Genomic DNA, 15,383 nt, shown 5'->3' on the forward strand with positions numbered 1-15,383 from the left:
CGACGCCAATTGGCTCAGGTGCGCTCGGCCCATGCAGCGCGGCTGAAAAATTTCATAGTGATCGCATGGATGCTGCCATCGGCGATCCAGGGGTTCAAATGGGCATAGATCTGCTGCTGACGCTTGACTGGGCTAAGGGTCGCCATCTCGTCACTGATCACATTCAGCTGAAAATTGCAGCCTTCACCTTCAACTTCTACCTGGATTTCCGGCAGCTTTCCTTCAAGGAAGCTTTTAACTTCTACGGCCTGCATGCTTAACCTCGATCGGCGCCCTACGCGCGCGGGTCGGCCATCATACAAAAAAGCCCCCTCGCTGCGAACCCCGGAATGACAGACTCGGACGGAAAGCTTTCTTTTATGACGGCTGATTCGGTTCCAGCAACTCAATCAAGCCGGACACTTGGGCAATTTGGCGCATATCTTCCGGCAGCGACTGAACGCTGACAGCTTTTCCGGCAACGTCGGCATCGCGCATGAACGCGAGCAGCAAAGCCAGGCCGACACTGCTGGATTTTTCCACTGCGGAACAGTCCAGAATCAACGCCGGCGCGGTGCAGGCCTTGATCAGGGCCTGACCTTGCTTGCGCAAGGCCGGCCCGGTGCGGAAGTCGAGCACGCCACTCAGGTACAACTCACCTGCAGCGCCAAGACGAACACCTGATTCACTCATTGACAGGTTTCTCGGCCGCTTGATCGATGGTGCTCTTGGCCTTGGCAACTTCGCCCGCCCAACCGTTGATGGTTTTATCAAGGTCATTGCCATTGTGCTGCATGGCGTCAGCAAACTGATCACGGAACAGCTTGCCAATGTTGATGCCGTTGATAATGACGTTACGCACTTTCCACTCGCCGTTGATTTTCTCGAGTGTGTAGGACACGGGATACAGGGCGCCGTTGTTGCCCTTGACCTGCATATCGACGCTGGTGCGGGTGTCATTTTCTTCTTTGGCTGCGGCGACTGTAATGCCCTGATTGTTGTATTCGAGCAGTGCGTTGCCATAGAACTGCATCAGACTCCGCTTGAAATTATCCTGAAAACGCAGCATTTGTTCAGGTGTCGCTTTGCGAGAGTACTTGACCGTCATGATGCTTTTCGAGATGCCCTCGGCATCCACTACTGGGCCGACGATGCGATTCAATGCATCGTAAAAGGCGCTCGGATTGGTTTTGTATTGCTCTTTATGAGCCGCCAGATCGCTCAGCAACTCCTTGGTCGTGCGATCCACCAGATCATGGGCGGACGGCGCGGCCACAGCATTCGCAACCAATGGAAGCGCAGCCAGCAATACAAGCAGGCCACGGCGCAAGATCGATATCATGGAAAAGCTCCTCATTTGGCGTCTTTACTCACAGTATTGAGCAGGAATTTACCGATCAGATCCTCCAGCACCAGCGACGACTGGGTATCGTGGATCGTGCCGCCGTCTTTGAGCAGCGCCTCTTCCCCGCCCACGCTGAGACCGATGTACTTCTCGCCCAGCAAACCGGCGGTAAGAATGGAAGCCGTGGAGTCCGATGGCAGGTTATTCACCCGTTTTTCAACCTCCATTGTCACCCGACCGGTAAAACTGTCGCGATCCAGATCGATAGCAGTGACCTTGCCGATTGTAACGCCCGCCAAGGTCACCTTGGCTCTGACAGTCAAACCGGCAATATTGTCGAAGTAGGCATAAAGTTTATAGCTGTCGTTGGTCGCGCTTACGCTCAAACCACTGACCCGCAAGGCCAGCAACAGCAAAGCCAAGATCCCGGCCAGCAGGAATAGGCCGACACCGGTTTCCAGGGTGCGGTTTTGCATCAAAAGTCTCCAAACATCAGGGCAGTCAGAATAAAGTCCAGGCCTAATATGGCCAACGAGGCATACACCACTGTTTTAGTGGTGGCACGACTGATCCCTTCCGAAGTGGGCTCACAGTCGTAACCCTGAAACACGGCAATCCAGGTAACCACAAAAGCAAAGATTACGCTTTTAATAACACCATTGAGCACGTCATCCCTGAAGGACACGCTGTTTTGCATATTTGACCAGAATGAGCCTTCGTAAACGCCCAGCCAGTCGATCGCAACCCAGGAGCCACACCAGATTCCGACCACACTGAAGATCATCGCCAACAACGGCAGAGAGATGAAACCAGCCCACAGACGCGGCGCAACGATGTACTTGAGTGGATCGACGCCAATCATTTCCAGACTGGACAATTGCTCAGTGGATTTCATGTTGCCGATTTCAGCGGTCAACGCGGAACCCGCGCGCCCGGCGAACAGCAGAGCCGCAACCACAGGCCCCAACTCACGCAACAGGGTCAACGCAACCATCTGCCCGACGGCCTGCTCCGAGCCATATTTAGTCAGGATGTTGAAGCCTTGAAGCGCCAACACCATGCCAATGAAACCCCCCGAGACCACAATGATCAGCAGGGACATGACGCCGATTGAATGCAGCTGCCTGACCAGCAGTTGAAAGCTGCCGCCAATGCCGCCTCGGCCGAACAACACATGAACCAGAAATATGCCCGAGCGCCCCAGCACCGTAATGCTATCGATCGCAGCGTGCCCGAATAGACGAATCCGCTCCAGTAGTGACTTTCTGCGCATCAGCGCTTCCCCAAAAGTTCGTCGCGATAATCCGGTGCCGGATAGTGAAATGGCACAGGGCCATCAGGTTCGCCGGTCATGAATTGGTGAATACGAGGGTTGTCCGAGTTCATCAGCTCCTCAGGGGTCCCCTGCCCCAATACCTCGCCATCGCCCACTACATACAGGTAGTCCGCGATACTCGCTGTTTCGGCAAGGTCGTGGGACACCACAATACTGGTGATCCCCAACGCATCGTTGAGCAACCGAATCAAGCGCACCAGCACCCCCATGGCAATAGGGTCCTGGCCCACGAAGGGTTCGTCGTACATCAGGATTTGCGGGTCAAGGGCAATCGCCCGAGCCAATGCCACACGGCGCTTCATGCCGCCGGACAACTCGTCGGGCGTCAGCTCGATGGCACCGCGCAGTCCGACCGCTTGCAATTTGAGCAAGACGATGTCGCGGATCATTTCTTCCGGCAAATCGGTGTGCACGCGAAGCGGAAAAGCCACGTTTTCGAACACATCGAGGTCCGTGAACAAGGCGCCACTCTGAAACAGCACGCCCATTTGCTTGCGTGCGTCGAACAGGTCGCTGCGCGACAATTTCGGCAGATTCTGGCCGTTGACCCACACTTCGCCTTTGCTGGGACGCAACTGCGCACCCATCAAACGCAGCAAGGTCGTTTTGCCACAGCCGGAAGGTCCCATGATGCCGGTGACCTTGCCCCGAGGAATACGAATATCAACATTATTGAAAATGCTGCGCGTCCCGCGCATGAAGGTGACACCCTTCAGCTCGACCGCGTAGGCGTTATCGGCACTCATCTAAACTCCTTGCGATGCAGCCTCACACTCTGACGCCAGGTCCGTGCCGCAAGACACGCGCAGTGGCTGTCCGGGGGGCAGAACCGGCGGCGAACTATACCACCGCCCGCGCGCGCGGCCCACGGTAGAAGCCTCTTTCGTTAAGGTGCGAGACAGATAATTCGAACAATTGCAAAACGTCCTACAAAGGACACAATCAGTCTGCGTATACCTGACCTGATTTACGGCGCACAACAAAGTAGGACGATCAAGCGTGAGGGATTGAGCCATTACCGCTATAATCGCCGCCTTTTCATCAGGCTGACCGATTTTTGACATGAGCCAATCCTGCGACCTGATTCAAACAGCACAACGCACCATCCGCCTCGAAATAGAAGCCGTAGAAGGCTTGCTGGCCCATATCGACGCAGATTTCGTACGCGCTTGCGAGATGATTCTGGCCGGTACAGGCCGTGTCGTAGTGGTCGGCATGGGCAAGTCCGGGCACATCGGCAACAAGATTGCCGCCACCCTGGCAAGCACGGGCACCACCGCGTTCTTCGTCCACCCGGCTGAAGCGAGCCATGGCGACATGGGCATGATCACCCGCGACGACATCATTCTGGCGATTTCCAACTCGGGTTCGACCGCCGAAATCGTCACCTTGCTGCCACTGATCAAACGCTTGGGCATCAAGATGATCAGCCTGACCGGCAACCCTGATTCGCCGCTGGCCAAGGCCGCAGAAATCAATCTCAACGTTTACGTCACGCAAGAGGCCTGCCCACTGAACCTGGCCCCTACGTCCTCGACTACCGCCGCACTGGTGATGGGCGACGCACTGGCGGTCGCCCTGCTCGAAGCGCGCGGGTTCACGGCGGAAGACTTTGCCTTCTCCCACCCTGGCGGCGCGCTTGGCAGACGTTTGTTGCTCAAAGTCGAACACGTCATGCATACCGGTGAAAATTTGCCAAAGGTTCAACGCGGCACGCTGCTGCGTGATGCGCTGATGGAAATGACCCACAAGGGCTTGGGCATGACTGCCGTTGTGGAGGCCGATGGCCGCCTCGCCGGGATATTTACCGACGGCGATTTGCGCAGAACCCTGGACCGCAGCATCGATATTCGTCAGGCGAGCATCGACGAAGTGATGACACTCCATGGCAAGACTGCTCGCCCCGAGATGCTTGCAGCCGAGGCGTTGAAAATCATGGAAGACCACAAAATTGGAGCCTTGATCGTGGTCGACAAGAACGACCACCCTATTGGCGCCTTCAACCTGCAAGACCTGCTGCGCGCGGGGGTTATGTAATGAGCGAAGCGACGATGCAGGATCTGCTGCAACGCGGCAAGAACATCAAACTGGCCATTTTCGACGTCGATGGCGTGCTGACGGACGGACGCCTGTACTTTCTCGAAGACGGCAGTGAGTTCAAAACGTTTAATACACTCGACGGCCAAGGCATAAAAATGCTGATTGCCTCGGGCGTGCACACCGCTATCATCAGCGGGCGTCGCACACCGGTGGTCGAACGCCGCGCGCAGAATCTGGGCATCCAGCACTTGTATCAAGGCCGCGAAGATAAACTGGTCGTTCTTGACGAACTACTTGCCCAACTCAATCTAAGCTATGAACAGGTCGCGTACTTGGGTGACGACCTGCCAGACTTGCCTGTCATTCGGCGCGTTGGCCTTGGCATGGCGGTCGCCAATGCGGCCAGTTTTGTTCGCCAACATGCCCACGGCATTACTCAGGCTCGCGGCGGCGAAGGCGCGGCGCGCGAATTTTGCGAGTTGATCCTTAACGCTCAAGGCAGCCTTGAAGCGGCCCACGCCGCCTACTTATAGAAGTCATTTATGCTGAGTAAAAAGATTCGCCGGTTTTTGATTCTGGGCGTGCTTGCGCTGATGCTGGCGGCCGCAGGCTACTGGAACATCAGCCCTGAAACCTTTCTGGAGCAGCGGGCTGCACCCGTTGACCCGGCCGCCATCGACTTTTATGCGATGAATGCTCACAGCCTGCAGTTCCTGCCGGACGGCAAGCTTCAATACGACATGACCGCCGACAAGGTCGAACATGTGCAGATTTCCGACATCACCCTGCTGACCAATCCAGATCTGCAACTGTATCGCGGCGCCCTCTTTCCCTGGCATGTCCAGAGCAAGAAGGGAGAAGTGTCTCCCGGCGGCACCGAGGTCGAGCTCATCGATTCAGTACGTATCGCACGCACTGACGAAAAAAACCGGACAACGATTATTACCAGCAGTCGAATGACTGTATTCCCACAGAAGCAATATGCGCAGACCGAGCAAGCCGTTAGAATCGACGGTTTCGGCGGCGTATCCACTGGCACGGGTATGAAAGCGTATTTGAACGACGGCAGGATGCACCTGCTGTCCAACGTAAGAGGACAGTATGAGGCTCGTTAAAACCCTCCCTTTTTTGCTCGGTTTGGGCGCAGCACTGGGAAGCGTGAGCGCCTGGGCTTTGCCGACGGACCGCGATCAGCCTATTCATATTCAGTCTGACGATGCGCAACTCGATGACAAGCAGGGCATTGCCACCTACAAAGGCAATGTCATCATCACCCAAGGCTCCATGAAGATCACGGGCAACACCGTGACCATCACCCGGACGCCAACAGGTGAAGTCGACGTATTTACCGCCGTTGGCAATCTTGCTTACTACGAACAGAAACCTGCCGTCGACAAGCCTATCGTTCAAGCGTACGGCGTGACCATCCAGTACTTCGCCGCCCTTGACCGGATCATCCTGATCGACAAGGCCAAGGTCATCAACGACGGCAATACGTCCGAAGGCGAGAAAATCGTCTATGACACGACGAAACAAATCGTCAATGCCGGCCGCGCCAACGGAGCCAAGGTGACGGCACCACGTCCGCGGATCGACATGGTCATCCAGCCGAAAAACAAACCCGCACCGCAGAAGGCTCCGTAATGGCGACGCTTAAAGCCCAGCATCTGGCTAAAAGCTATAAGGGTCGCCAGGTTGTGCGCGATGTCAGTCTCTCGATCGAGAGCGGGCAAATCGTGGGGCTGCTTGGCCCTAACGGTGCTGGCAAAACCACCTGTTTCTACATGATCGTAGGTTTGGTCCAGGCCGATCAGGGTCGCGTCTTGATCGACGATCAAGACGTCAGCCATCAACCCATGCACGGTCGCGCACGCGCCGGGATCGGCTATCTGCCGCAGGAAGCCTCGATTTTTCGCAAACTGTCGGTTGCCGATAACATCATGGCGATCCTCGAGACCCGCAAGGAACTCGACCGTACAGCGCGTCGCAAGGAGCTGGAAAGCCTGCTGCAGGAGTTCCACATCAGCCACATACGCGACAACCTGGGCATGAGCCTGTCCGGCGGTGAACGCCGTCGTGTGGAAATCGCTCGCGCCCTGGCGACTTCGCCAAAATTCATCTTGCTCGATGAACCGTTTGCCGGTGTCGACCCCATTTCCGTCGGCGATATCAAGCAAATCATTTATCACTTGAAAGCCAAGGGCATCGGCGTACTGATCACCGATCACAACGTACGTGACACCCTGGATATTTGTGAAACCGCTTACATCGTCAACGACGGGCAACTGATCGCTGAGGGTGATTCAGAAACCATTCTGGCTAACCAACTGGTTAAAGAGGTTTACCTCGGCCATGAATTCCGCCTGTAAGCTCTGCGGTGTTTCGCTCTTCATCGGCGACGGACGCTAGGGTGCAGTGCTGACAAGAACATTAATTGTCATCACACTCTAGGCAAACACTTAGGTTTCAGGCATATAATTTGCTTAAGTTGGCGCTTCGGCGCCCTGTAGTGGATGGCGCATGTGCGCCGGCGAAATAAGGTGTTAAGCCCCTGCCATGAAACCATCGCTAGTCCTGAGAATGGGCCAGCAGCTGACGATGACACCGCAGCTGCAACAGGCCATCCGCCTCCTCCAATTGTCGACCCTGGACCTTCAACAGGAAATCCAGGAAGCGTTGGAGTCGAACCCTATGCTGGAACGCCAGGAAGAAGGCGACGACTTCGACAATGCCGATCCGTTGGCCGACAACATAGAGAAACCCAATCCTGACGTACAGGAACCTACCTACCAGGAGCCCGCCCCGACGGTGGACAACCTGGAAGAAGGCGACTGGAACGACCGCATCCCCAACGAGCTGCCCGTTGATACCGCTTGGGATGACGTGTATCAGACCAGTGCCAGCAGCCTGCCCAGCAGCAACAACGACGATGACGAATGGGACTTCACCACTCGCACATCGGCCGGCGAGAGCCTGCAAAGCCATCTGTTGTGGCAATTGAATCTGGCCCCCATGTCCGATACTGATCGGTTGATCGCCGTCACGCTGATCGACTGCATCAACAATCAGGGCTACCTGGACGAGTCGCTTGAGGAAATCCTCGATGCCTTCGACCCGGAAATGGATGTCGAACTGGATGAAATCGAAGCAGTACTGCACCGTATCCAGCAATTCGAACCCGCGGGTATCGGCGCTCGCAACCTGAGCGAATGCCTGTCACTGCAATTGCGTCAGCTCCCCGCGAAGACTCGCTGGCTGGCCGAGGCACAACGCTTGGTCGGAGACTTCATCGACCTGCTTGGCAGCCGCGACTACGCTCAGCTGATGCGGCGCATGAAGCTCAAGGAAGACGAACTGCGCCAGGTCATTGAACTGGTGCAGAGCCTCAACCCGCGCCCAGGCTCGCAGATCGAGTCGAGCGAGGCCGAATACGTTGTGCCCGACGTGATCGTGCGCAAAGACAACGAGCGCTGGCTGGTAGAGCTCAATCAAGAGTCCGTGCCCCGTCTGCGGGTCAACCCCCAATACGCAGGGTTCGTCCGCAGGGCCGACACCAGCGCTGACAACACCTTCATGCGCAATCAGTTGCAAGAGGCACGCTGGTTCATCAAGAGCCTGCAGAGCCGCAACGAAACGCTGATGAAAGTGGCCACGCAGATCGTCGAGCACCAGCGCGGCTTTCTTGAGTATGGCGACGAAGCCATGAAACCCTTGGTTCTGCATGACATCGCCGAAGCGGTAGGCATGCACGAATCGACGATTTCACGTGTGACCACGCAAAAATTCATGCATACCCCGCGCGGTATTTACGAACTGAAATATTTCTTTTCCAGTCACGTAAGCACCTCAGAGGGCGGAGAGTGTTCGTCCACGGCCATTCGCGCGATCATCAAAAAACTGGTAGCTGCGGAAAATCAGAAAAAGCCGTTGAGTGACAGCAAGATCGCTGGTTTACTGGAGGCACAAGGCATTCAGGTAGCTCGACGCACGGTCGCTAAATACCGCGAATCACTTGGGATAGCACCTTCAAGCGAACGCAAGCGATTGATGTAAGGGTGGCCGTACGCCGTAGCGTTCCAGTGGTAGGCATTCAAGCCTGCCTCTTTATGTACTGGCAACGAAGGAGACGCTGTATGCAAGTCAACATCAGTGGACACCAATTGGAAGTGACCAAGCCCCTGCGCGAATACATCGAGCTCAAATTCAAGAAGCTCGAAGGGCACTTTGACAAGATTACCAATGTGCAGGTAACGATGGCAGTCGAGAAACTGAAACAGAAAATCGAAGCCACACTGCACATCCACGGTGGAGAGGTGGTCGCTAACGCAGAACATGACGACATGTATGCGGCAATCGACCTACTCACTGACAAGCTGGACCGACAATTGCTCAAGCATAAGGAAAAGCAGCAGAACATCCTGAAAGGTGCGACTGCTCGCTAACACCCACAACCCATGATCCGACTTGAAAATATCCTGACTGCCGGCCGTTCACTCGTGAACGTGCCGAGCAGCAGTAAAAAAAATGTTCTTGAGCAAGTTGCCAAACTGATCGGCCGTGAAACGGAGCTTGATTCGGACTTGGTACTCACGAGCCTTATTGCCCGCGAAAAACTCGGCTCGACCGGTTTCGGCAATGGCATCGCCATCCCGCATTGCCGGCTGGCGGGCTGCCCAATGCCCATCAGCGCCCTCCTGCACCTCGACACCCCCGTAGATTTTGACGCCATCGACGGCAGGCCTGTAGACCTGCTTTTTGTCCTTCTAGTCCCGGAAGCCGCCACCGACGAACACCTGGAGCTGCTGCGTCAGATAGCCAGCATGCTCGACCGCGCCGATGTGCGCGACCGCCTACGCAGCGCCCAAAGCGATGAAGCGCTTTATCAAGTGGTGCTGGACGTGCAGAACGGCCATTAATGATGCGCATGATCATCGTCAGCGGCCGATCCGGCTCCGGCAAGAGCACAGCACTGGATGTACTGGAAGACAACGGCTTCTATTGCATCGACAACCTGCCTGCAGGCCTGCTCCCGGAGCTGGCTGAACGTGCCCTGATTCATACCGAACTGGCTCAGCCGCTGGTCGCCGTGTCCATCGACGCGCGCAATCTGCCGAGCCATCTGTCGCGTTTTCCCGAATTACTGGAAGAGGTCCGCAGCCGCCACATCCAATGCGATGTGCTGTACCTCGACGCCGATGAAGAGACCCTGCTAAAACGATTCTCTGAAACCCGTCGTCGCCACCCCCTGAGCAGCACCAACCGCTCGCTTGCCGAAGCGATACGTGACGAGAGCAACCTGCTTGGGCCGATCATCGATCTGGCCGATCTGAAAATCAACACCACGCACCTGAACCTCTATCAACTACGTGACATGCTCAAACTGCGCCTGCTGAACAAGCCGGAGCCAGGCACCGCGTTTCTGGTTGAGTCGTTTGGTTTCAAACGTGGCATGCCAGTAGATGCTGATCTGGTATTCGATGTGCGCTGCCTGCCCAATCCCTACTGGAAGCCGGAGTTGCGCGAACTGTCCGGGCTCGACCAGCCCGTAGCCGATTATTTGGCGGCACAGCCGGATGTAGAAGAGATGTTCCAGGACATCTACGCGTACCTGAACAAATGGTTGCCACGCTTTGCAGCCAGCAACCGCGCCTACGTGACTATTGCCATTGGCTGCACCGGCGGGCACCACCGCTCTGTCTACCTGACCGAGCGCCTGGGTCAGGTCTTGCAACAATCCCTCAAGAACGTTCAGGTCCGCCACCGCGACCTCAGCTGAAAGGACCCTCATCGCGATGCCCGTTCGTCAAATCACTATCATCAACAAGCTTGGCTTGCACGCGCGCGCCGCCGCTAAATTCGTCGGCGTCGCCGGAAGATTCCCCTGCCAGATCAGAGTAGGTCGCGCGCCCGACAGCATGGTCGACGGCAAAAGCATCATGGCCGTGATGATGCTGGCAGCAGGAAAAGGCACCGATATCCACCTGCATACTGAAGGCGAAGACGAACAGGCAGCACTCGAAGACTTGATTGAGCTGATCAACAATCGGTTTGATGAAGGCGAGTGACAGCAGGCGACGGACCGTATTGACTCATTCGCGGGCAGGCCTGGAGCTATTAAAAAAATCTATGTGATTGGAATACGAGAGGTGAGCTTTCGTAAATCTGTAGACCCCGGGTCAAACCCAAACCTGCCGGAAGCCCGTGCCGGGCTTATTCGCAGACAAGTCAGCGCCTACCTCGACCGAGTTTACTGTGTGACAGTGCCGCGTATTGAGGCCGCTCGTACATTAAGATTAAGGCGCTTCGTGCAGCGAGCATGAAGCGCCTTTTTTAATGCAGATCAGCTACCCGCAACCGTCATGCGCTCGATCAACACAGAGCCTGTGCGGATATTGCTGCGCAGTTCGAGATCGCTGCCGACGGCGACGATTTGTTTGAACATGTCGCGCAGGTTGCCGGCGATGGTGACTTCCTGAACCGGGAACTGGATTTCGCCGTTCTCGACCCAAAAGCCTGCCGCTCCACGAGAGTAGTCGCCGGTGACCATATTCAAACCACTGCCCATCAACTCAGTGACCAGCAAGCCGCGACCCATGCGGCGCAGCAGCGCTGCCTGATCTTCCACACCGTGGGTGACGAACAGGTTATGCACGCCGCCTGAGTTGGCTGTACTCGGCAAACCTAGCTTGCGGCCTGAGTAAGTACCCAGAACGTAGGACACTAAATCGCCATTCTCCACAAATGGTTTGGCATAGGTTGCCAAGCCATCACCGTCGAACGCCGAGCTCCCCATGGCGCGCATCAGGTGCGGCCGTTCGTCGAGAGTCAGCCATTCAGGAAACAGGCGCTGCCCCATCGCTCCTTCCAGAAAGGATGATTTGCGATACAGATTGCCGCCGGAAATGGCGGACAAAAGATGGCCAAACAAGCTGCCCGCCAATTCCGCAGCGAACAACACCGGAACTTCACACGTCGGTACCGGGCGCGCACCCAAGCGGCTGGCCGCACGCTGTGCCGCGCGACGGCCAATGCTTTGTGCGTCCGCCAACAACTCGCCCTGGCGACTCACGTCGTACCAGTAGTCGCGCTGCATCTGCCCTTCGCCCTCGGCGATCATCACGCAGCTCAAGCTGTGGCGTGTCGAGGCAGAGCCGCCAACAAAACCGTGGCTATTGCCATACACGCGACACCCTTGATGGGTGTTGAGCGTGGTGCCGTCGGCATTTTTGATCCGGCTGTCGGCATCGAACGCCGCCGCCTCACAGATCAAGGCACGCTCAATGGCTTGTTCCGGGGTGATATCCCACGCGTGGAATAGATCAAAGTCTGGCTGTTCTTTAGCCATCAGCGCAGCGTCGGCGAGGCCGGAGCATTCATCTTCGGAGGTGTGTTTGGCAATCGCCAACGCCGCCGCTACGGTTTCGCGAATAGCGTCAGCGCCACTGGCGGAGGTACTGGCCGAGCCTTTGCGCTGACCGACATACAAGGTGATACCAAAGCCCTGATCGCGATTGAACTCGACAGTTTCCACTTCACGCTGGCGAACCGTGGTCGACAAGCCCTGCTCCAGGGACACCGCCACTTCACAGGCGCTTGCGCCCTGACGCTTGGCTTCGGCAATGATTTGCTCGACCTGTTCTTGCAGTGCAGGCAAGGCTTGCGGGCCTACGCTTTGAGCTGTACTCATGACTTTCTCCATCAAATTCTGCTTTCGGCACAAGCCGAATACCGACCGGGCCGGACAAGTGGCCCCTGACTGGTTATCATGGCGGCGTTTATTAGCGGACTGCCCCCATGGTTGATTCTTACGACGACTCCCTCGATGAGGGTAAAAGCAAAACTCAGGTCAAACGCGAGCTTCATGCTCTGGTTGACCTTGGCGAGCGCCTGACAACACTCAAGCCTGACTTGCTGGCGAAACTGCCCTTGACCGACGCGCTGCGCCGGGCCTTGGCCGAAGCGCCCAAGCACACCGCAAACATTGCGCGTAAACGGCATATCCTGTTCATCGGCAAGCTGATGCGCGATCAAGACCTGGACGCCATTTTGGTGTTGCTTGATCAACTTGATGCCTCCACTCGCCAATACAACGAACGTTTTCACGGTCTGGAACGCTGGCGTGATCGCTTGATCACAGGCACCGACGACGTACTCGAGAAGTTTGTCGGCGACTATCCGGAAGCAGATCGTCAGCAACTGCGTTCGCTTATACGCCAGGCCCAGCATGAACTTGCCCAAAGCAAGCCACCTGCCGCCAGCCGCAAACTGTTCAAGTACATCCGCGACCTGGACGACATAAAGCGCGGCCTGCGCTAGTGTTCAAGCACCGAATGAGTCGCACCCTGCGATTCATTCGGCGCAGTCTTTCAGGACCCCGTACCGCCTACCGTGATCGCATCGATCTTCAAGGTCGGCTGACCGACACCTACTGGCACTGACTGACCGTCTTTGCCGCAGGTGCCCACGCCGCTGTCCAACGCCAGGTCGTTACCGACCATCGACACTCGACTCATGGCTTCAGGCCCATTACCGATCAAGGTCGCACCTTTGACTGGCGCAGTGATTTTACCGTCTTCGATCAAATAGGTCTCACTGGTCGAAAACACGAATTTGCCGCTGGTGATATCAACCTGACCGCCGCCGAGGTTGGCGCAGTAGATACCCCTCTTCACCGACGCGATGATTTCCTCCGGGTCGCTTTGCCCGGCCAGCATGTAAGTGTTGGTCATGCGGGGCATTGGCAGGTGCGCATAGGACTCGCGACGACCGTTACCGGTACGTGCCACGCCCATCAACCGAGCGTTGAGCTTGTCCTGCATGTAACCCTTGAGCACGCCGTTTTCGATCAGCGTGGTGCAGTGGGTCGGCGTGCCTTCATCGTCCACCGTCAACGAGCCTCGACGACCGGCCAGCGTGCCATCATCGACGATAGTGCACAGCTTGGACGCCACCATTTCACCCATTCGCCCGCTATATGCCGAGCTGCCTTTGCGGTTGAAATCGCCTTCCAGACCATGGCCAACCGCTTCGTGCAGCAGTACGCCGGACCAACCGGAACCGAGCACCACCGGCAACGTGCCAGCAGGTGCGGGGATCGCTTCAAGATTCACCAGTGCCTGACGCAACGCTTCACGGGCATAACCCATGGCACGGTCATCCGTGAGGAAGTACCGGTAATCGGTACGCCCGCCACCGCCATGGCCACCTCGTTCGCGTCTGCCATTCTGCTCGACGATGACGCTGACATTAAAACGCACCAACGGACGCACATCCGCCGCCAGGCTGCCATCGGTGGACGCGATCAGAATCCGCTCCCAAACCCCGGCCATGCTGACCGTGACCTGCTGAATACGTGCATCCAATGCTCGCGTGGCAACGTCGATGCGCTTGAGCAGTTCGACCTTTTCCGCGCGCGTCATCACGTCCAGAGGGTTGTCCGGCGCATACAACTGGGCCACGTCCTGCGTGGTGAATGCTTGCACCTGACCTTCCTGCCCGGCGCGGGAAATCGAACGCGCAGCACGTGCGGCAAGGCTCAGTGCCTCAGGGGTAATCGCATTGCTGTAGGCAAATCCGGTTTTCTCACCCGATTGCGCCCGTACACCGACGCCCTGATCGAGGTTGAAACTGCCTTCCTTGACGATGCCGTCTTCCAACGACCAGGACTCGGAAATCTGCCCCTGGAAATACAGGTCAGCCGCATCGATCCCTGGGCCAGCCAGCTCGCCCAGTACCGACTGCAAGCTGTCGAGGCTCAGGCCGCCAGGCGCTAAAAGGTGTTCGCTGACAGAGGACAAGTCGCTCATATTCACTCCGAGGTGTGCGCAGGCCGCAATGCGTCCCGCGAAAAAAATCGCCGGTGATCAGACACCGGCATCCGCGCCCGTATGGACGCCTGTTCATCGCTATCACGTTCGGCCAGCAGCACCGCTTCGCCCTGGGCCTGCTCAGCCAGTACGCGCCCCCAAGGGTCGATGATCGCAGCATGCCCGTAGGTTTCCCTTGGACCGGGGTGCAGTCCCCCTTGCGCCGCCGCCAGCACATAGCACTGGGTCTCTATCGCACGCGCCCGGATCAGGATGTCCCAATGCGCGGCACCGGTGACAGCAGTGAAGGCCGACGGTGCAGTGATCAATTGCGCACCCGCTTCACGCAGCGCGCTATACAACTCAGGGAAGCGCAGGTCGTAACACACGCTCAAACCCAGGCGCCCCACCGGCGTATCGGCGACCACCACATTGTCACCATGGGCGTAATCATCCGACTCCCGATAACGCCCACGGTTGTCGGCAACGTCCACATCGAACAAATGCAGTTTGTCATAGCGTGCCACTTGCTCGCCGTGTTCATCGATCAGCAATGAACACGCGGTGACTTTACCCCGCGGCCGATCAGCCGGTGGTAGCGGTAACGTGCCAGCCACTATCCATAATTTGAGGTCGCGAGCGGCCAGTTTCAACCATGGCAGGATCGGACCCTGGCCTTGAGCCTCGGCGCGACCGATATCGGCAACGTCGCGACGGCCCATGGCGGCAAAATTTTCCGGGAGCACCGCCAGGCGCGCTCCAGACTCGGCAGCCTGTTCAAGCAGGCGGCGAGCGTGAGTCAGATTGACCAGGACATCGCTCTGGCTGACCATTTGAACTACAGCAAAAGACATGGCGCGCTCCGGACAAGACGTGC

20 protein-coding genes are annotated in these 15,383 nt (G+C 57.1%); 11 read left to right on the plus strand and 9 right to left on the minus strand.

The features are described 5' to 3' along the window. Positions 1–14 precede the first annotated feature (14 nt). The 6 genes from RGU44_RS15525 to RGU44_RS15550 all read right to left on the minus strand — a co-directional run bounded on the left by RGU44_RS15525 (position 15) and on the right by RGU44_RS15550 (position 3,406). Positions 15–254, minus strand: a complete 240-nt coding sequence (locus tag RGU44_RS15525) for a BolA family protein (RefSeq protein ID WP_219062290.1) — start codon at positions 252–254, stop codon at positions 15–17. Positions 255–357: 103 nt separating this feature from the next. Continuing rightward, the gene (locus tag RGU44_RS15530) at positions 358–672 is read right to left on the minus strand and encodes an STAS domain-containing protein (protein WP_322217971.1); all 315 of its coding nucleotides are present in this window, start codon (positions 670–672) and stop codon (positions 358–360) included. Further along, positions 665–1,321 (minus strand): ABC transporter substrate-binding protein, encoded by a 657-nt coding sequence (locus RGU44_RS15535; RefSeq protein WP_322181871.1) that lies wholly within the window; start codon positions 1,319–1,321, stop codon positions 665–667. Before RGU44_RS15535 ends, RGU44_RS15530 begins: the two co-directional genes overlap by 8 nt. Before the next feature lie 11 nt (positions 1,322–1,332). After that, positions 1,333–1,800, minus strand: coding sequence for an outer membrane lipid asymmetry maintenance protein MlaD (gene mlaD / locus RGU44_RS15540; protein ID WP_322181873.1), 468 nt, complete (start codon positions 1,798–1,800; stop codon positions 1,333–1,335). After that, positions 1,800–2,597, minus strand: coding sequence for a lipid asymmetry maintenance ABC transporter permease subunit MlaE (gene mlaE / locus RGU44_RS15545; protein ID WP_322181875.1), 798 nt, complete (start codon positions 2,595–2,597; stop codon positions 1,800–1,802). The genes mlaD and mlaE overlap by 1 nt, the downstream gene beginning before the upstream one ends. Continuing rightward, positions 2,597–3,406, minus strand: a complete 810-nt coding sequence (locus RGU44_RS15550) for an ABC transporter ATP-binding protein (RefSeq protein WP_322181877.1) — start codon at positions 3,404–3,406, stop codon at positions 2,597–2,599. The genes mlaE and RGU44_RS15550 overlap by 1 nt, the downstream gene beginning before the upstream one ends. Positions 3,407–3,722: 316 nt before the next feature. Between RGU44_RS15550 and RGU44_RS15555 the strand changes: the two genes are divergently transcribed. The 10 genes from RGU44_RS15555 to RGU44_RS15600 all read left to right on the plus strand — a co-directional run bounded on the left by RGU44_RS15555 (position 3,723) and on the right by RGU44_RS15600 (position 10,765). Beyond that, entirely contained in the window at positions 3,723–4,697 is a 975-nt protein-coding gene (locus tag RGU44_RS15555; protein WP_322217973.1) for a KpsF/GutQ family sugar-phosphate isomerase, read from the plus strand. Further along, on the plus strand, positions 4,697–5,233 hold the full coding sequence (gene kdsC / locus RGU44_RS15560; protein WP_322217976.1) for a 3-deoxy-manno-octulosonate-8-phosphatase KdsC: 537 nt from the start codon (positions 4,697–4,699) through the stop codon (positions 5,231–5,233). Before RGU44_RS15555 ends, kdsC begins: the two co-directional genes overlap by 1 nt. Before the next feature lie 9 nt (positions 5,234–5,242). Continuing rightward, positions 5,243–5,815 carry an LPS export ABC transporter periplasmic protein LptC gene (lptC, locus tag RGU44_RS15565; RefSeq protein WP_322181883.1) on the plus strand — a complete coding sequence of 191 codons (573 nt, stop codon included), beginning with the start codon at positions 5,243–5,245 and terminating at the stop codon, positions 5,813–5,815. After that, entirely contained in the window at positions 5,802–6,344 is a 543-nt protein-coding gene (gene lptA, locus RGU44_RS15570; RefSeq protein ID WP_322181885.1) for a lipopolysaccharide transport periplasmic protein LptA, read from the plus strand. The genes lptC and lptA overlap by 14 nt, the downstream gene beginning before the upstream one ends. Beyond that, complete coding sequence (gene lptB, locus RGU44_RS15575; RefSeq protein ID WP_219062300.1) at positions 6,344–7,069, plus strand: LPS export ABC transporter ATP-binding protein; 726 nt, start codon at positions 6,344–6,346, stop codon at positions 7,067–7,069. Before lptA ends, lptB begins: the two co-directional genes overlap by 1 nt. Positions 7,070–7,256: 187 nt before the next feature. Continuing rightward, on the plus strand, positions 7,257–8,753 hold the full coding sequence (locus tag RGU44_RS15580) for an RNA polymerase factor sigma-54 (RefSeq protein ID WP_322181888.1): 1,497 nt from the start codon (positions 7,257–7,259) through the stop codon (positions 8,751–8,753). Positions 8,754–8,833: 80 nt separating this feature from the next. Beyond that, on the plus strand, positions 8,834–9,142 hold the full coding sequence (gene hpf / locus RGU44_RS15585) for a ribosome hibernation-promoting factor, HPF/YfiA family (RefSeq protein WP_322181890.1): 309 nt from the start codon (positions 8,834–8,836) through the stop codon (positions 9,140–9,142). A 12-nt stretch (positions 9,143–9,154) separates the two neighbouring features. After that, complete coding sequence (gene ptsN, locus RGU44_RS15590) at positions 9,155–9,616, plus strand: PTS IIA-like nitrogen regulatory protein PtsN (RefSeq protein WP_322181893.1); 462 nt, start codon at positions 9,155–9,157, stop codon at positions 9,614–9,616. Positions 9,617–9,618: 2 nt separating this feature from the next. Further along, positions 9,619–10,476, plus strand: coding sequence for an RNase adapter RapZ (gene rapZ, locus RGU44_RS15595; protein WP_322182860.1), 858 nt, complete (start codon positions 9,619–9,621; stop codon positions 10,474–10,476). A 16-nt stretch (positions 10,477–10,492) separates the two neighbouring features. Next, entirely contained in the window at positions 10,493–10,765 is a 273-nt protein-coding gene (locus RGU44_RS15600) for an HPr family phosphocarrier protein (RefSeq protein ID WP_322181895.1), read from the plus strand. Between the two features lie 275 nt (positions 10,766–11,040). On the opposite strand, the gene pmbA is transcribed toward RGU44_RS15600, so the two are convergent. After that, positions 11,041–12,387, minus strand: a complete 1,347-nt coding sequence (pmbA, locus tag RGU44_RS15605) for a metalloprotease PmbA (RefSeq protein ID WP_322181899.1) — start codon at positions 12,385–12,387, stop codon at positions 11,041–11,043. 107 nt (positions 12,388–12,494) lie between these two features. Between pmbA and yjgA the strand changes: the two genes are divergently transcribed. Continuing rightward, positions 12,495–13,016, plus strand: a complete 522-nt coding sequence (gene yjgA / locus RGU44_RS15610) for a ribosome biogenesis factor YjgA (protein WP_322181902.1) — start codon at positions 12,495–12,497, stop codon at positions 13,014–13,016. 50 nt (positions 13,017–13,066) lie between these two features. Here yjgA and tldD read toward each other — a convergent pair whose 3' ends face one another. Together tldD and RGU44_RS15620 are read right to left on the minus strand one after the other, a co-directional pair. Further along, positions 13,067–14,506, minus strand: coding sequence for a metalloprotease TldD (tldD, locus tag RGU44_RS15615; protein WP_322217981.1), 1,440 nt, complete (start codon positions 14,504–14,506; stop codon positions 13,067–13,069). A 2-nt stretch (positions 14,507–14,508) separates the two neighbouring features. Further along, the gene (locus tag RGU44_RS15620) at positions 14,509–15,360 is read right to left on the minus strand and encodes a carbon-nitrogen hydrolase family protein (protein WP_322217983.1); all 852 of its coding nucleotides are present in this window, start codon (positions 15,358–15,360) and stop codon (positions 14,509–14,511) included. Positions 15,361–15,383: the final 23 nt, after the last annotated feature.

Origin of the sequence: Pseudomonas sp. 5C2 (genome assembly GCF_034314155.1) — a bacterium.
Classification (GTDB): Bacteria; Pseudomonadota; Gammaproteobacteria; order Pseudomonadales; family Pseudomonadaceae; genus Aquipseudomonas.

Bases quoted from the DNA above. Each gene is read 5' to 3' on its own strand.
- RGU44_RS15525 (WP_219062290.1), bottom strand. From the start codon at position 254: ATGCAGGCCGTAGAAGTTAAAAGCTTCCTTGAAGGAAAGCTGCCGGAA.
- RGU44_RS15530 (WP_322217971.1), bottom strand. From the start codon at position 672: ATGAGTGAATCAGGTGTTCGTCTTGGCGCTGCAGGTGAGTTGTACCTG.
- RGU44_RS15535 (WP_322181871.1), bottom strand. From the start codon at position 1,321: ATGATATCGATCTTGCGCCGTGGCCTGCTTGTATTGCTGGCTGCGCTT.
- mlaD (WP_322181873.1), bottom strand. From the start codon at position 1,800: ATGCAAAACCGCACCCTGGAAACCGGTGTCGGCCTATTCCTGCTGGCC.
- mlaE (WP_322181875.1), bottom strand. From the start codon at position 2,597: ATGCGCAGAAAGTCACTACTGGAGCGGATTCGTCTATTCGGGCACGCT.
- RGU44_RS15550 (WP_322181877.1), bottom strand. From the start codon at position 3,406: ATGAGTGCCGATAACGCCTACGCGGTCGAGCTGAAGGGTGTCACCTTC.
- RGU44_RS15555 (WP_322217973.1), top strand. From the start codon at position 3,723: ATGAGCCAATCCTGCGACCTGATTCAAACAGCACAACGCACCATCCGC.
- kdsC (WP_322217976.1), top strand. From the start codon at position 4,697: ATGAGCGAAGCGACGATGCAGGATCTGCTGCAACGCGGCAAGAACATC.
- lptC (WP_322181883.1), top strand. From the start codon at position 5,243: ATGCTGAGTAAAAAGATTCGCCGGTTTTTGATTCTGGGCGTGCTTGCG.
- lptA (WP_322181885.1), top strand. From the start codon at position 5,802: ATGAGGCTCGTTAAAACCCTCCCTTTTTTGCTCGGTTTGGGCGCAGCA.
- lptB (WP_219062300.1), top strand. From the start codon at position 6,344: ATGGCGACGCTTAAAGCCCAGCATCTGGCTAAAAGCTATAAGGGTCGC.
- RGU44_RS15580 (WP_322181888.1), top strand. From the start codon at position 7,257: ATGAAACCATCGCTAGTCCTGAGAATGGGCCAGCAGCTGACGATGACA.
- hpf (WP_322181890.1), top strand. From the start codon at position 8,834: ATGCAAGTCAACATCAGTGGACACCAATTGGAAGTGACCAAGCCCCTG.
- ptsN (WP_322181893.1), top strand. From the start codon at position 9,155: ATGATCCGACTTGAAAATATCCTGACTGCCGGCCGTTCACTCGTGAAC.
- rapZ (WP_322182860.1), top strand. From the start codon at position 9,619: ATGCGCATGATCATCGTCAGCGGCCGATCCGGCTCCGGCAAGAGCACA.
- RGU44_RS15600 (WP_322181895.1), top strand. From the start codon at position 10,493: ATGCCCGTTCGTCAAATCACTATCATCAACAAGCTTGGCTTGCACGCG.
- pmbA (WP_322181899.1), bottom strand. From the start codon at position 12,387: ATGAGTACAGCTCAAAGCGTAGGCCCGCAAGCCTTGCCTGCACTGCAA.
- yjgA (WP_322181902.1), top strand. From the start codon at position 12,495: ATGGTTGATTCTTACGACGACTCCCTCGATGAGGGTAAAAGCAAAACT.
- tldD (WP_322217981.1), bottom strand. From the start codon at position 14,506: ATGAGCGACTTGTCCTCTGTCAGCGAACACCTTTTAGCGCCTGGCGGC.
- RGU44_RS15620 (WP_322217983.1), bottom strand. From the start codon at position 15,360: ATGTCTTTTGCTGTAGTTCAAATGGTCAGCCAGAGCGATGTCCTGGTC.